This window comes from Kitasatospora sp. NPDC001660, assembly GCF_053596725.1.
This window is the reverse complement of record NZ_JBSFGU010000004.1, coordinates 337,718-351,438: the sequence shown is the minus strand read 5'-3', so window position 1 is coordinate 351,438 and position 13,721 is coordinate 337,718. Positions and strand designations below refer to the sequence as shown.

The 13,721-nt window shown below is 71.1% G+C and carries 16 protein-coding genes and 1 other RNA gene; 10 read left to right on the top strand and 7 right to left on the bottom strand.

Annotated elements, in window-relative coordinates; all coding sequences use genetic code 11:
• Together ACWCXH_RS06960 and ACWCXH_RS06955 are read left to right on the top strand one after the other, a co-directional pair.
• Positions 1–744 (top strand): zinc ribbon domain-containing protein, encoded by a 744-nt coding sequence (locus tag ACWCXH_RS06960; RefSeq protein WP_449800286.1) that lies wholly within the window; start codon positions 1–3, stop codon positions 742–744.
• A gap of 4 nt (positions 745–748) precedes the next feature.
• A complete protein-coding gene (locus ACWCXH_RS06955; RefSeq protein WP_449800285.1) occupies positions 749–1,894 on the top strand; it encodes a bifunctional RNase H/acid phosphatase in 1,146 nt (381 codons plus the stop codon).
• Positions 1,895–1,933: 39 nt separating this feature from the next.
• On the opposite strand, the gene yaaA is transcribed toward ACWCXH_RS06955, so the two are convergent.
• Entirely contained in the window at positions 1,934–2,719 is a 786-nt protein-coding gene (yaaA, locus tag ACWCXH_RS06950; protein WP_449800284.1) for a peroxide stress protein YaaA, read from the bottom strand.
• A gap of 219 nt (positions 2,720–2,938) precedes the next feature.
• On the opposite strand from yaaA, the gene ACWCXH_RS06945 reads away from it, so the two are divergent.
• The 3 genes from ACWCXH_RS06945 to rnpB all read left to right on the top strand — a co-directional run bounded on the left by ACWCXH_RS06945 (position 2,939) and on the right by rnpB (position 6,317).
• Entirely contained in the window at positions 2,939–4,393 is a 1,455-nt protein-coding gene (locus ACWCXH_RS06945; protein ID WP_449800283.1) for an RNB domain-containing ribonuclease, read from the top strand.
• A gap of 27 nt (positions 4,394–4,420) precedes the next feature.
• Positions 4,421–5,908 carry an MFS transporter gene (locus ACWCXH_RS06940; protein ID WP_449800282.1) on the top strand — a complete coding sequence of 496 codons (1,488 nt, stop codon included), beginning with the start codon at positions 4,421–4,423 and terminating at the stop codon, positions 5,906–5,908.
• A gap of 13 nt (positions 5,909–5,921) precedes the next feature.
• An RNA gene (gene rnpB / locus ACWCXH_RS06935) (RNase P RNA component class A) lies at positions 5,922–6,317 on the top strand.
• Between the two features lie 260 nt (positions 6,318–6,577).
• On the opposite strand, the gene ACWCXH_RS06930 is transcribed toward rnpB, so the two are convergent.
• Together ACWCXH_RS06930 and ACWCXH_RS06925 are read right to left on the bottom strand one after the other, a co-directional pair.
• Positions 6,578–6,934 (bottom strand): hypothetical protein, encoded by a 357-nt coding sequence (locus tag ACWCXH_RS06930; protein WP_449800281.1) that lies wholly within the window; start codon positions 6,932–6,934, stop codon positions 6,578–6,580.
• Between the two features lie 15 nt (positions 6,935–6,949).
• Positions 6,950–8,191, bottom strand: a complete 1,242-nt coding sequence (locus ACWCXH_RS06925; RefSeq protein WP_449800280.1) for a helix-turn-helix domain-containing protein — start codon at positions 8,189–8,191, stop codon at positions 6,950–6,952.
• A 186-nt stretch (positions 8,192–8,377) separates the two neighbouring features.
• Here ACWCXH_RS06925 and ACWCXH_RS06920 point away from each other — a divergent pair, with 186 nt between their 5' ends.
• From ACWCXH_RS06920 to ACWCXH_RS06905, 4 genes are all read left to right on the top strand, one after another.
• Entirely contained in the window at positions 8,378–8,815 is a 438-nt protein-coding gene (locus ACWCXH_RS06920; RefSeq protein WP_449800279.1) for an ATP-binding protein, read from the top strand.
• A 54-nt stretch (positions 8,816–8,869) separates the two neighbouring features.
• Positions 8,870–9,976, top strand: a complete 1,107-nt coding sequence (locus ACWCXH_RS06915) for a radical SAM protein (protein WP_449800278.1) — start codon at positions 8,870–8,872, stop codon at positions 9,974–9,976.
• 4 nt (positions 9,977–9,980) lie between these two features.
• Positions 9,981–10,181 (top strand): hypothetical protein, encoded by a 201-nt coding sequence (locus ACWCXH_RS06910; RefSeq protein ID WP_449800277.1) that lies wholly within the window; start codon positions 9,981–9,983, stop codon positions 10,179–10,181.
• An 86-nt stretch (positions 10,182–10,267) separates the two neighbouring features.
• A complete protein-coding gene (locus tag ACWCXH_RS06905; protein ID WP_449800276.1) occupies positions 10,268–11,113 on the top strand; it encodes a GNAT family N-acetyltransferase in 846 nt (281 codons plus the stop codon).
• A 219-nt stretch (positions 11,114–11,332) separates the two neighbouring features.
• Here the strand turns inward: ACWCXH_RS06905 and ACWCXH_RS06900 are convergent, their stop codons facing one another.
• A complete protein-coding gene (locus tag ACWCXH_RS06900; protein ID WP_449800275.1) occupies positions 11,333–11,590 on the bottom strand; it encodes a Prokaryotic metallothionein in 258 nt (85 codons plus the stop codon).
• 92 nt (positions 11,591–11,682) lie between these two features.
• On the bottom strand, positions 11,683–12,081 hold the full coding sequence (locus tag ACWCXH_RS06895; RefSeq protein ID WP_449800274.1) for an ACT domain-containing protein: 399 nt from the start codon (positions 12,079–12,081) through the stop codon (positions 11,683–11,685).
• Positions 12,082–12,245: 164 nt separating this feature from the next.
• Between ACWCXH_RS06895 and ACWCXH_RS06890 the strand changes: the two genes are divergently transcribed.
• Complete coding sequence (locus tag ACWCXH_RS06890; protein ID WP_449800273.1) at positions 12,246–12,917, top strand: PadR family transcriptional regulator; 672 nt, start codon at positions 12,246–12,248, stop codon at positions 12,915–12,917.
• Positions 12,918–12,975: 58 nt separating this feature from the next.
• Here the strand turns inward: ACWCXH_RS06890 and ACWCXH_RS06885 are convergent, their stop codons facing one another.
• Both ACWCXH_RS06885 and ACWCXH_RS06880 read right to left on the bottom strand, forming a co-directional pair.
• Entirely contained in the window at positions 12,976–13,173 is a 198-nt protein-coding gene (locus ACWCXH_RS06885) for a hypothetical protein (RefSeq protein WP_449800272.1), read from the bottom strand.
• Between the two features lie 42 nt (positions 13,174–13,215).
• Positions 13,216–13,443 carry a hypothetical protein gene (locus tag ACWCXH_RS06880; protein ID WP_449800271.1) on the bottom strand — a complete coding sequence of 76 codons (228 nt, stop codon included), beginning with the start codon at positions 13,441–13,443 and terminating at the stop codon, positions 13,216–13,218.
• Between the last annotated feature and the right edge of the window lie 278 nt (positions 13,444–13,721).

Sequence of the window (13,721 nt, the reverse complement as noted above, 5' to 3'; positions counted from 1 at the left end):
TTGAACGCCGCGCCCGCCGACCAGATCCGCCTGCTCGACCTCCAGGCCATCGACTCGAAGCTCGACCAGCTGGCCCACCGGCGTCGCAGCCTGCCCGAGCACGCCGAGATCGAGAAGGCCACCGCCGACCACACCGCGCTCAAGGACCTCGTCGTCGCCGCCCAGGCCCAGCAGGGCGACACCGCCCGCGAGCTGACCAAGGCCGAGCAGGACGTCGAGCAGGTCCGCGCCCGCTCCGCTCGCAACCAGCAGCGCCTGGACTCCGGCGCGATCACCTCGCCGAAGGACCTGGAGAACCTCCAGCACGAGATCGGCTCGCTCGCCAAGCGCCAGGGCGACCTGGAGGAGGTCGTGCTGGAGGTCATGGAGCGCCTGGAGAGCGCCCAGGCCCGGGTCACCGAGCTGACCGCCCGTCTGGAGCACTCCACCGTCGTCCTCACCGAGGCCGAGGGCCGCCGGGACGCCGCCTTCGCCGAGATCGACGGCGAGGCCGAGAAGGTCAGGCGCGACCGCGAGACCGTCGCCGCCGTCATCCCGGCCGACCTGATGAAGCTCTACACCAAGCTGCGCGAGACGCAGGGCGGCGTCGGCGCGGCCCGTCTCTACCAGCGCCGCTGCGAGGGCTGCCGCACCGAGTTCTCCATCACCGAGCTCAACGCCATCAAGGCCGAGCCGGCCGACAAGGTGGTCCGCTGCGAGAACTGCTCGCGGATCCTGGTCCGCACCGCCGACTCGGGCGTCTGATCCGGTGGCGGCGCGCTTCATCGTCGAGGCGGACGGCGGGTCCCGGGGCAACCCGGGGCCGGCCGGCTACGGCGCGGTCGTCCGCGACGGCGACACCGGGCAGATCGTCGCCGAAGCCGCCGAGTTCATCGGGCACGCCACCAACAACGTGGCCGAGTACAAGGGCCTGATCGCCGGGCTCAGGGCGGCGCGCGAGCTCGACCCGGACGCCTCGGTGGACGTCCGGATGGACTCCAAGCTGGTCGTCGAGCAGATGTCCGGGCGCTGGAAGATCAAGCACCCCGACATGCAGCCGCTCGCCGCTGAGGCGCGGACCGTCCTCCCGCGCGGCCGCGTCACGTACACCTGGATCCCGCGCGAGCGGAACAAGGACGCCGACCGGCTCGCCAACGAGGCCATGGACGCAGGCAGGGCGGGGCGGCAGTGGGAGCCGAGGAAGCCCGCTCCCGCGAAGACCCTCGCGGCCGACGAGCCGCCCCTGGAGACCGCCGTCCCCAAGGCCGGCTGGGCCGCCCCCGCCGACCTCGGCACCCCCACCACCTTCGTGCTGCTCCGCCACGGCGAGACCGCGCTCACCCCGGAGAAGCGCTTCTCCGGCAGCGGCGGCAGCGACCCGGAGCTCTCCGAGAAGGGCCGCTGGCAGGCCGAGCGGGCGGCCGAGGCGCTCGCCGCGCGCGGCAGCATCCAGGCGGTCGTCGCCTCCCCGATGCTGCGCACCCGGCAGACCGCCGAGACCGTCGCGGCCAGGCTCGGCCTGGAGGTGCGGTACGAGGACGGGCTGCGCGAGGTCGACTTCGGCGCGTGGGAGGGCCTGACCTTCGCCGAGGTCCGGGAGCGCTACCCGGACGACCTCACGGCGTGGCTCGGCTCCGCCAAGGCCAAGCCGACCGGCAGCACCGAGAGCTTCACGACCCTCACCCACCGGGCCGGCGTCGCCCGCGACAAGATCCTCGCCCGCCACCCCGGCCGGACGGTGCTCGTCGTGTCGCACGTCAGCCCGATCAAGACCCTGGTCCGACTGGCCCTCGGCGCCCCGCCGGACTCGCTGTACCGGATGGAGCTGTCGGCCGCCTCGCTGTGCGCCGTCCAGTACTACGCGGACGGCAATGCGTCGGTGCGGCTGCTCAACGACACGTCGCACCTGCGCTGACCGGGCCGTGGGGCGGGGCATGGGCCCCGCCTCAGGCCGTCAGTGGACGTCGGTGACCACCACGTCCAGCTGCCACGGCTTGCGGGCGGTGCCCTCCGCGGCGAGCTCGACCCGGTGGCCCAGCTGCAGCAGCGCGTCCATCAGCTCGCCGGGGGTCTTCGGCTCGGCGCCGGCCACCAGCAGGTCCCGGACGAGCCGGCCCTTCGTCGCCTTGTTGAAGTGGCTGACGACGCTGCGCTTGCCGTTCCGCTCCTGGAGCACCCGGACGGTCGCCGTGCGCGCGGCCACCTCGCCGGCCGGCTTCCACGCGGCCGCGTACGCGGAACTGCGGAGGTCCAGCACCAGCCCGTCCGCGACCTCCGGCAGCACGGTGGCCATCGCGCTCCGCCAGTACGCCCCGAGCGCCCCCGGTCCGGGCAGTTTCACACCCATCGAGCAGCGGTACGGCGGGATCCGGTCGGCGATCCGCACGGCGCCCCACAGCCCGGAGAAGACGAGCAAGGAACGCTCGGCGCGTCCGTACGCGACCTCGTCCAGGGTCGCCAGGCCCAGGTTGTCGAACAGCACCCCGGTGTACACCTCACCCGCCGGCCGCACCCCGGCCGACGGCAGCCCGGCGTTCCGCGCGATCTCCCCGCGCAGCCCCGGGCTGAGCCCCAGCACGTCGGCGGCGGTGTCCTCGTCACCCCGGCAGAGCGTGACCAGCGCCTCCAGCACCTCACCCCGCGCCGCCGTCAGCCCCGGCAACGACAGTCGGTCGAGCGCCACCGGCCCCCCGTCCCCGGACGCGGCCTTCCCCTCCGAGGGCGGCAACAGCACCAGCACAGCGGACTCCTCGACACTTCGTGGCAACCGAACCCCGCCACCCTACGCAAAACAACCCCCCGACCGCCGATCGGTCCCCGGACCGGGCCGACAGCCGGGGCCACCGGCGGGTACGACGACCCCGTCGCCCCCGCCGCCAAGGACCGCAGGTCGCTCCTGGGGCACCGAGGACGCCGAGCCTCCGTCCGGAATCACCCGATTCGCCCTACTCTGGCGTCCATGCCACGCCGAAAACTGCGCGTCAAGGCCGCCGACTCCGCTCGGATCCACGCCGAACTGGCCGAGCTCAGGACCCGACTGGAGATCCACGCCGAGTGGCCGGAGGCGGTGCTGGCCGAGGCGGAGGAGGTGGCCGAGCAGCCCCGGATGCCCGAGTACGACGCCACCGACCTGCCCCTCTTCACGGTCGACCCGCCCGACTCCCGCGACCTCGACCAGGCCATGCACCTCACCCACCGCCCGGGCGGCGGCTACCGGGTGTACTACGCGATCGCCGACGTCGCCGCCTTCGTCCGTCCGGGCGGGGCGATCGACGCCGAGGCCCGGCGCCGGGTCGAGACGCTGTACTTCCCCGACCACCGCATCCCGCTGCACCCCGCCCGGATCTCCGAGGACGCCGCCAGCCTGCTGCCCGGCGAGCCCCGCCCGGCGCTGCTGTGGCAGCTCGACCTGGACGCGGACGGCGGCGTCGTCCTCGCGGACGCGCGCCGCGCCGTCGTCCGTTCGCACCGCCGCCTCGACTACGCGGCCGTCCAGCGCGCCGTCGACCTCGGCGGGGCCGACGAGCAGCTGGCCCTGCTCGCCACCGTCGGCCGGCTGCGGGAGGACCAGGAGCGGGCCCGCGGCGGGATCAGCCTGCCGGTGCCCGAGCAGGAGGTCGAGGAGACCCTGCACGGGTACGTCCTCGGCTACCGCGCACCCGGCCCGGCGGACGGCTGGAACGCGCAGATCTCGCTGCTCACCGGCATGGCCGCGGCCGAGCTGATGCTGGACGCGGGCGTCGGCCTGCTGCGCACCCTGCCGGCCGCGCCCGCCGCCGCGTACGACCGGCTGCACCGGATCGCCGCCGCGCTGGACGTGGCCTGGCCGGACGGCCTCCCGTACCAGGAGCTGATCCGCTCGCTCGACCCGGACGCGCCGCTCAACGCCGCGTTCCTCAACGAGTGCACCGGGCTGCTGCGCGGCGCCGGCTACCACGCGTTCGACGAGTCCCGCGGCCTGCCCGCCCCCGCCGATCCGGGCCACGCCGCACTGGCGGCGCCGTACGCGCACTGCACCGCGCCGCTGCGCCGCCTCGGCGACCGGTTCGCCCAGGAGGTGTGCGCCGCGGTGGCCGCCGGGGAGGACGTGCCGGACTGGACGCGCGACGCGCTGCCCGCCGTGCCGGCGCTGATGGCGAGCGGGGACCGCCGCTCGGCCGAGGTCGAACGGGCCTGCGTGGACCTGGTGGAGGCGGAGCTGCTGACGGGCCGGCAGGGCGAGGACTTCACGGCGGTGGTCATCGACGTGGACGAGAAGCGGCCCTCGGGCACCGTCCAGTTGCGCGAGCCGGCCGTCCGGGCCCGCTGCGACAGTGCCTACGGGCCCGCCGCCCTGCCCCTGGGCGGAATCGTCCGGGTGCGGCTGGAAACGGCTGATCCGGCCACCCGGACGGTCCGCTTCGCCGCCCTGTGAACGGTGTGGGGGTGGCAGGATCGTGCCGTGCCCGAACCCCTCACCCCCACCCTCCCCGGGCGGCGCCGCCGCCTGCTCGTCCTGGCGATCTGCTGCCTGAGCCTGTTCATCGTCGGCCTCGACAACACCGTGGTGAACATCGCCCTGCCGGCGATCCAGCGCGACCTCGACGCCCCGGCCTCCGGCCTGCAGTGGATCATCGACGCGTACACCCTGGTCCTGGCCTCGCTGTTGATGCTGTTCGGCTCGGTGGCCGACCGGTTCGGCCGCCGCCGGGTGTTCCGGATCGGGCTGTTGTGCTTCGCGCTCGGCTCGCTGCTGTGCAGCCTGGCGCCGGACCTGGAGTGGCTGGTGGCGTTCCGGGCGCTCCAGGCGGTCGGCGGGTCGATGCTGAACCCGGTCGCGATGTCGATCATCACCAACACCTTCACCGACCCGGCCGAGCGGGCCCGGGCGATCGGCGTGTGGGGCGGGGTGGTCGGCATCTCGATGGCGATGGGGCCGCTGCTCGGCGGCTTCCTGGTGGACGGCGCCGGGTGGCCGTCGATCTTCCTGATCAACGTTCCGGTCGCCCTGGTCGCGATCGCCCTGACCGTCCGTTTCGTACCCGAGTCGCGCGCCCCGAAGCCGCGCCGGCTGGACCCGGTCGGGCAGCTGCTGATGATCGTCCTGCTCGGCTGCGGCACCGCCGCCATCATCGAGGGCCCCGGCAACGGCTGGACGTCCCCGCTGATCCTCGCCCTCGCCGCGACCGCCGTGGCAGCGCTGGTCGCCTTCCCGCTGTGGGAGCGACGGGTGGCCGAGCCACTGGTCGACCCGCGGTTCTTCGCCAGCCCGCCGTTCACCGGCGCCACCGCCACGGCGGTGTGCGCGTTCGCCGCGCTCGGCGGCTTCCTCTTCCTCAACACCCTCTACCTGCAGGACGTCCGGCACTACGGCCCGGTCGAGGCGGGCCTGTGGACGCTGCCGATGGCGGGCATGATGCTGGTCTGCGCGCCGCTGTCCGGACGGATCGTCGCCGGCCACGGCCCGCGCCTGCCGCTGGTGGCGGCCGGGCTCGGCCTCGCCGTGAGCGGCCTGCTGCTCACCCACCTGACCGCCGGCTCCCCGGCGGTGCTGCTGCTCGTCGCGTACGCGCTGTTCGGCTTCGGCTTCGGCATGGTCAACGCGCCGATCACCAACGCGGCCGTCTCCGGCATGCCGCGGGCCCAGGCGGGCGTGGCGGCGGCGGTCGCGTCGACCAGCCGACAGGTCGGCCAGTCGCTCGGGGTGGCGGTGATCGGGACGGTCGTCACCTCGGCCGTGGTCGGCCCGGTCGCCACCGGTTTCGCGCCGGCCAGCCACGCGGGCTGGTGGATCCTGGTGGGCCTCGGCGGCGCGATCCTCGCCCTCGGCCTGGCCGTCACCTCGGGACGGGCCACGGCGGCCGCGGCCCGGGTCGCCGCGCGGCTCGGCGGGGATGCGCCCGTGGTCCGGACCGGAGTACGGCAGGCCCCGCCCGAGCGGCTACGATGACCACTACGGCGGAAGAGCCGGCCGGGCGGTCGCGACGGGTCCCAGACCCGCCGAGGAACGTCCGGGCTCCACAGAGCAGGGTGGTGGGTAACGCCCACCCGGGGTGACCCGCGGGACAGTGCCACAGAAAACAGACCGCCCGCCGTTCTGCGGCGGGTAAGGGTGAAACGGTGGTGTAAGAGACCACCAGCGACCGGGGTGACCCGGCCGGCTCGGTAAACCCCACCTGGAGCAAGGTCAAGATCGGTGCCCTCGGGTGCCGTGCGCGAGTGTTCGAGGGCTGCTCGCCCGAGCTCGCGGGTAGACCGCACGAGGCTGTCGGCAACGGCAGCCCTAGATGGATGGCCGCCTCCCCGGGCCGCGCAAGCAACCCGGGAGACAGAACCCGGCGTATAGGTCGACTCTTCCGTCACCGACCTGGGGAAGGCCCTCTGATCTGCAACTTAGCAGGTCAGAGGGCCTTTTCATGCCTCGAATCCCTGTGATCGCCTGGCGACTCTTCGTGTCTGTTGCGGCCTGCTTCTGGGTGCTGTGTGGCGATTGAGTGGCGGTGAAAACCCGGTCTTCGGCTAGCGTGGCCTGCCTCCGGCCGCAGGACTCGCACAGCCACGCCGCACTGTCCGCCTAGGCAAGGCCCGGCCGTACTGCTCATGCCCAGGGATTCGGGGCTCAGATGGACTGCTCGATCCGCTCGAAGATGTCCGCGTCCGTCTCCTGCTGCCAGGTGGGCAAGTCGTCCCAGTCGGCGACGTACGAAGGCTTCGGGTTCTCGATGTGCTTGTGGATCTGGGCGATCCAACAGATCGCGACGAATCGGCCCTTCTGCTCGCGAGTCAGGTGGGCCGTGGTGCCGTTGCTGACCTTGACGAATTCGCGGACCTGTCCGAACACGGCGACGGCTGACTGCCGTTCCCAGTCGGGGGTGTCCTCCCAGGGAGCGATGTAGCCAGGCTTGGGCTCGCCGGGGAAGTGCTTTTTCACGCCGTCAATCCACGCCTCGCGGAAGATCCGGCCGTCGTCCGTCACGTCTTCTCCTCGTCGTCAAGCGGCGCGCGAAAGCGCCTTGATCCGCTGGTTCAGGTCTGAGACTCGGCCATCTGACATCAGCGGCGCAAGACGCCCCTGTAGCCCTTCCAGCTTCTTCCCGATGAAACCGGAGCCGGTCTGGCTGGCCAACTCGATTGCGGCCTCGCTGTAGTGCATGACCTGGTCAAGATCTCCACGCTCGGCACCGAGAGCTGCAAGTTCGGCAAGTACCGCCCCGCGCCTACGTAGCGACAAATCCTGCTTGAGCGCGGCCGTCAACGACTTCTCGGCAAGGTCGGGGCGACCGAGTTCGAGATAGCAGGTGCCACGCTCCTCGGTGAGCCGCGAACCGTCGAACCGGAGCCAACCGCCGTTATGGATCTGCCCGTCGAGGGCGTGCACCTGGTCCGCTGTGTCGAGTGCCTCTTGACAGGCGTCCAGGTCGCCCAGGCCCGCGTACGCCTCTGCCTGGACGGCGGCAACCCAGTACCGGGTCGAAAGTTGTTCGTTTCCCCGCTGGGCTACCCGCGAGGCCGCAGAGAGCATGGGGGTCGCCACGGAGAACCGGCGCTCATACAGCTCGATGAAGGCGTGCCGGGTCATCGCGCACGCCCACAGGTCGTAGGCTTCGGCTTCCCTGCTGGCGCTTGCCGCCAAGGTGTAGCAGTGCGCGGCGTCGGCGTACCGGTTGGCGTCGAAGAAGATCTCCCCGGCGAGCTGGTAGAGATCACCCGCCAGAGTGCAGAGGTACTTGTGCTCAGTCTCCGTCCGGGCACCCTTAAGTTCCTGCGCCAACGCCCCGAGCTGATGCCGTACGAGCGGGTACACGGCCTGCTTCGACTCGGACCAGCCGAAGATCTGCCACAAGTGCGAGTTCAGCGCGCCGGTGCCCCCCACCGAGGCTCGGCGGGTAGCCGCTCCCGCATCGGGCGGCGGCATCGCGACCAATGCCCCCGTTATGGTCAGCAGGCCCAGGAAATCGCGGCGTTTCATGTCGTCAGCATCACCAGCGGTCGGGGGATTCTCGGGGATCACCGCGCTGGCGTGAAGCATCAGCTGCGGCGAGAGGAGATCTTCAAGCTGTTCAGGGGTGATCTTCAACAGCTTGGCGATTTTCGGCCGCTGATAGGGCTGGGGATCGGTTTTGCCGCTCTCCCACCTCACGACCGTAGAGGTCGCCACCCCGTTCAGTTCGGCGAACTTCTCCTGACTGTAGCCCAGGGACTTGCGGCGTTTCTTCAGGTCTAACCGCTTCATCGAACGTACCCCGAGGTCAGAACCAGCAGTGCGCTGATTATGCCTGGTTTCTGCGCTCCTGATGCTCTGGTTGGCGGTAACTGGTGAGCCGTTCACTGGAGTTCGTCGCCCGGCGGGAGGACTACCGATCCCCCTCGGCAGCCGTGGAAGCGCGTCGGCGGCGTCCCCTACCCCGAGGAGCTGATGATGGCGACCGCGTTGGAGACCGAGGCCACGATCTTCGCGCGGTCCCGCTGCATCCGACAGATGCCCTGCGCACCCGAATCCGCCAAGGCCGCCCGCGTCCTGGTGGAGGAGAAGTTCACCAAGTGGGGCCGGCTCGAACTGATCGACACCGCCCAACTGATCATCAGTGAGCTGGTCGGCAACAGTGCACGGCACACGGGCTGCACCCGCATCACCGTTTCACTGCGCCTCGAAGGCCCAACCATCAGTGTCGCTGTACGGGACTCCTCGCACACGTTACCCATCGTCATCACCACCAGCGACAAGGCCACCTCCGGCCGCGGCATGGCCCTTGTGGACGCACTGTCGCCCCGTTGGGGCGTCGAGTGGGCGCCCAGAGGCAAGTGGGTCTGGGCCGAGGTCCCGACCCCGCCGAAGACCCCGCTGCACCGGGTGTAGCGGTACGCACCTGCACCGTCCGCAGTACATCGAGAGGGGCGAACCGTGTACCAGATGATCGCCAGCCCGTTCCTCGGGCAGCACCTGTTGCTCAAGACCGGTAGCCAGGCCGGCCTGTTGCTGCCGGAAGACCGGTACGAGGAGCTACTCGCCCAAGACCCGGAGAAGTCCGCCCCTTCGTGGCTCGCGGACGCCGTACGGGACCAGTGGGGTACGGACGTGTTCGGGACGCCAACCGGCGAGTTCCTGATGGTCCGGCAGCCCTCCACCTGGGGCTACGGCCGGGCGTCGTGGGAGATCAACCTGGGCTGCAACTTCAAGTGCAAGCACTGCTACCTCGGGCTCAAGGTCAACTCCGGGATGCCGCTGGAGGACAAGCTCACCTGCCTGCGGATCATGGCCGGGGTCGGGGTGCTGTGGCTCCAGATCACCGGGGGCGAACCCACCGTGGACAAGGACTTCATGCCCTCCTATCGGGCTGCGTTCGAGCTGGGCATGATGATCACGGTCTCCACAAATGCCTCCCTCCTGTGGCGGGAGAACCTCCTGGCCATGTTCCGGGAGTGCCCTCCGTACCGGATCACGGTGTCCATCTACGGCGCCACCAAGCAGAGCTACGACGAACTCACCCAGCGGCAGGGTGCCTGGGATCTGTTCGTCCAGGGGATGAACGCCGCCCGGCGGGCCAAGCTCCCACTGCGGATGAGCATCATCGTCACGGAGGACAACGCCCACGAAGAGCAGGCGATGATCGAGCTGTGCGAGCGGTGGGGTGTTGAGTACAACGTCTTCACCAACATGACGCCGACGATCTACGGCGGCGCGGAGTCCCTGACGGCGCAGTCCAAGGAGCACCTGCGGATGCGCAAGCCCTTCGGGGGCTGCAACGCCGGACACACGTTCTTCCACACCGACCCGCATGGACTCGTGTCCATCTGCAAGATCGGCCGTGACGACCAGATCAGTCTCCCCGTCGAGGGGATCAACGGCCTCACCCGGCTCGGCGACATCGCCGACCGGCTCATGCTTCGCACCGGTGGTTGCTCCGGCTGTCAGCTCTCCGGCTCGTGCACCGTGTGCCGGCCGCTGGCCAAGCACTACCAGGAGGCGAAGGCACCACTCGCAAGTTACTGCCAGCACGGGATCAAGAAAGCAGGGTGAAGCAATGACCGCTGTAGCCGTCGAACTCTCCCCGGGGCGCCCGTTCCCCGACGACCTGCCGGGCAACCGGAGCCTGCCGTACCTCACGAGGCCGATCCTGGCCGCCGCCCCGCCGGTCACCGCGATCACGCTCGTCGCCGACCTGGATGAGGTCATGGACAGCGCCAAGTGCTCGTGCAACGCGGGCGACGACAACCCTCACTGATCGAACCTGATCAGAGTCGGTCAGGCCCCGGCGCAATCCGCGTCGGGGCCTGCGGCATGCAGGGCCACCGTGGGTAGGGTGCGGGTATGGATCTGCGATGGGACCTGCTGCACCCCGTGATGCGTGTCCCGTATCTCCCGACACTCGGGCCGCTGCACCCCGACGCCGTCTCGCCGGGCCTGCTCACCGACGTCCTCGCTGTGGCCGGCACGGGCGAATTCCTGCCCCACGACAAGGACCGACGCTGGTCCGACCGCAAGGACGAACGCATCCTCATCGGCGACGTCCACCAGGATCGGAACCGCACGCTGATCCCCACCCTCACCGCTCGTGGGATCTTCCGAGTGCACCTGTACGGCAGGCCTGAGCATCGTCCGGAGGCGGAGGAATTGGCCGCCAAGCTCACCGACGCGCACGACGCGGTCAAAGCCCGTGTGGTGTGGTTCCAGGACGTCGCTGACCCGGTGGCGGCCTCCACCCGCGTGCAGCTCCGTACCTTCGACCAGGACGCATCGGCCGTTGAGGGAATCGAAGCCCTCGGTGAGCAGCCGGAAGCTATCCGGGCCACCTTCGCCGAGTTCGCCGAGAAGCTGGCCGGCGAGGGTTTCGTTTTCCTGCACTCCCGGATCGACAGCGTCGGCCCTGTGCTGGTGGCTGTCCAGGATGAGCGCGTGGCGGGTGCCATCGGGCCCATGGCGACCATGGCTGACCCCATCGGCAAGCAACGACTCCTCCCGCAGTACTTCGGGGTTCTGCCGGAATATCGCGGCCACGGCCTCGGGCGGCTTCTGTGGCGTGCGGCGATGCACTGGGGCAAGTCGCACGGCGCTGACTACCAGCTCTTGCAGACGGCTGCTGGGGGTGCATCCGACCGGCTGTGCCAGAGCGAAGGTCTCGCCGACCTCGGGTTCGTCTGCACTACTACCGTCTGACGAGAGCGTGACGATGGGCGCGGAGGAGTCACTGGCCTGCCCGGGGTGTGGCGATTGAGTGGCGATCGAGGGTCTCCTCGGGGCATTTGCCCAGCTCAGTGCCCCCGCGGAGACTATGCCCGGTGTACAAGGCCGACTCTTCCGTCGCCGAGGCAGCCGAAGGCCCTCCGGGCCGCGCGAGAAGCGCGGGCCGGGGGGCCTTCGTGCGTTGGGCTGCTCCTACGCGGGGTGTGCGCCGACGGCGTCGCGGATCTGCTCGCCGAGGCCGCCGTTGATGCGGGCGCAGTTGGCGCAGCAGAAGAACATGCCGGCCACTTCGACGCCGTGCCCGACGATGCGGACGTCGCACTGCTCGCAGCGCGGCGCGAGCTTCTCCATCGCGCACTCGAAGCTGTCGAACGTGTAGGAGTCGCCGGTGACCGTCTTGATCTCGAAGGCGAGCCAGTAATCGTTGCCGCAGGTGACGCAGATGGCCATGGCGGCTGTCTCCTTCCGGTGGGGCCGGCCCTGGCGGGGCGGATGCCTCCAGTGTCGAAGGGGTGGACGGCCGCGGCCACTCGGCGGCCCCGTCAGGCGGAGCGGGCCGACAGCTCCTCCAGGGCCCGGACGGCGCGCTCGGCGTCGTCGGCGCCGACGAACAGGTGGTCGTGGTGGAAACCGGCCACGACGTTGCAGCTGATCCCCTCGTCGGCGAGCCGGCCGGCCACCGCCGCCGTCAGTCCGACGGCCTCCAGCGCCGAGTGGATCTGCAGGGTGATCCAGGCCGCCACGTACTCGTACCGCAGCCCGAGCGCGTCCGCCTCCTCCTGCGGGAGCACCACCGTCACCCCTTCGGGCTCGGCGACGGTCACCACCGGCCGCATCCCGGCGGGCACCTTCGCGGGCAGCGTGCAGTAGACGTACCGCCCCGGGTTGAGCAGCGGACGCATGCCGTGCAGCAGCGTCGAAAGATCACGTTCTCCGGCCATGCCCGTCACCGTAGCGGCTGGGCGGGGGCCAGGTGCTCGCCGCCGCCGGGTGGGGCGGACGTGTCGGGTGTCGTTCGCCGTTGACGAGCGACAGTCGCCGATATATCGTCGAACTATCGAGACAATTACTCGACTGTCTCGCCGAATCGGAGGAGGCGGGCGCCATGCGCTCAGGAATGCGATTTCGTGGGGAGGGCCCCCGTGGCGACAGGCGCCGCGGGCCGGGCCCGGAGTTCGCGGGGATGCCGGGGGAGGGCTACGAGCGCCGCGGGGCGTTCGGCGGCTTCGGCCCGCCGTTCGGCGGCGGCCCTGGCCACCCGATGGGCGGCCCGTTCGGGCACGGCTACGGCGGGCGCGGCGGTCGGCGCGGCGGCCCGCACGGGCGGCGCGGCGGCCGGGCGCGGCGCGGGGACGTCCGCGCCTCGCTGCTCGCGCTGCTCAAGGAGCGGCCGATGCACGGCTACGAGATGATCGCCGAGATCGCCGAGCGGACCGGCGGGGCCTGGCGGCCGAGCCCGGGGTCGATCTACCCCAACCTCCAGCTGCTGGAGGAGGAGGGCCTGATCGTCGCGGAGGAGGTGGGCGGCAAGCGGCTGGTCTCGCTCACCGAGGCGGGCCGGGCCGAGGCCGAGGCCGGGCCCGCGGAGCCGTGGGCGGAGGCCGGCCGGGAGGTCGACTGGGAGGCCGTCCAGGAGGTCGGCCAGGCGCTGGCCGCGGTTGACCAGGCGATCCGTCAGGTCATGGCCACCGGCTCCGAGGCGCAGCGCACCAAGGGCCTGGCGGTGCTGACCGAGGCCCGCAAGAAGCTGTACCTGATCCTCGCCGAGGATGACTGACCGTCACCGGGGGGAAGCGGTGCTGCTGCTCGGGTGTGGACCGTTCAGGGACGACTGCTCACGGGCGGGTCGTGAACAGGGCCGCGCAGGAGAGCAGCAGCACCGCCCACCCGAACCAGAGCCAGCCGTCGGGCCCGATGACGACGGAGTAGAGGCTGACCGCCACCAGCAGCGCCGCCGTGACGCCGGCCACCTGCCGGTTGTGGTGCGCGATCGCCTGGGACCTGCTCCTGGGGTGCCGCGCGGTTCTCGCCATGGCCGTCCTCCCGGGGAGGTGGCGGATCGGGCGCCGCGCCGGTCAGCCGGACGCGCGCTCGGTGGCCGCCTCGTCGTACTCGTAGCGCCAGAACCAACTGGTGCCGCGCACCTGCTTGGACCGGACGTACACCAGTGTGCGCGCGGGGGTGTCGCCGTGCGCGGGGACCGGCACCTTGTAGGTCTTGGGCACGCCGAGCATCATCCCCACCTCGATGGGGAGGACGCGGCCGTCCAGGGGGCCGCCGACGAATTCGGTGTCCGCTTTCACCTCACCAGGGTCTCACCTCCGCGCGGGTGACGTGGCGGCGGACCAGCCGAGGGGGCCTTGTGGCCGCCGCGTGCCGGGAGTGTGACCGGCGAGGCACCGCCCCCGGTCATCCGGAGGCCCCGCGCACCCTTATCCTTCCTGTACGCCCTCGGGGTCCACCCGGGTCAGCGGGCCCCGTACGGGCCGGGCGAGGCGCGAATCGGCGTGCTCTCCGGGCCTTCGAGCCGCAGTCCGAGCGCTGCCGCGACTCCGTACCGTGACCCGGGCGTCGGCCGTCC

Coding starts and splice junctions, on each gene's coding strand:
- ACWCXH_RS06900 (WP_449800275.1), bottom strand. CDS start 11,590: ATGGCCATCTGCGTCACCTGCGGCAACGATTACTGGCTCGCCTTCGAG.
- ACWCXH_RS06890 (WP_449800273.1), top strand. CDS start 12,246: ATGCGCTCAGGAATGCGATTTCGTGGGGAGGGCCCCCGTGGCGACAGG.
- ACWCXH_RS06915 (WP_449800278.1), top strand. CDS start 8,870: ATGATCGCCAGCCCGTTCCTCGGGCAGCACCTGTTGCTCAAGACCGGT.
- ACWCXH_RS06885 (WP_449800272.1), bottom strand. CDS start 13,173: ATGGCGAGAACCGCGCGGCACCCCAGGAGCAGGTCCCAGGCGATCGCG.
- ACWCXH_RS06920 (WP_449800279.1), top strand. CDS start 8,378: ATGGCGACCGCGTTGGAGACCGAGGCCACGATCTTCGCGCGGTCCCGC.
- ACWCXH_RS06905 (WP_449800276.1), top strand. CDS start 10,268: ATGGATCTGCGATGGGACCTGCTGCACCCCGTGATGCGTGTCCCGTAT.
- ACWCXH_RS06925 (WP_449800280.1), bottom strand. CDS start 8,191: ATGAAGCGGTTAGACCTGAAGAAACGCCGCAAGTCCCTGGGCTACAGT.
- ACWCXH_RS06945 (WP_449800283.1), top strand. CDS start 2,939: ATGCCACGCCGAAAACTGCGCGTCAAGGCCGCCGACTCCGCTCGGATC.
- ACWCXH_RS06910 (WP_449800277.1), top strand. CDS start 9,981: ATGACCGCTGTAGCCGTCGAACTCTCCCCGGGGCGCCCGTTCCCCGAC.
- ACWCXH_RS06895 (WP_449800274.1), bottom strand. CDS start 12,081: ATGGCCGGAGAACGTGATCTTTCGACGCTGCTGCACGGCATGCGTCCG.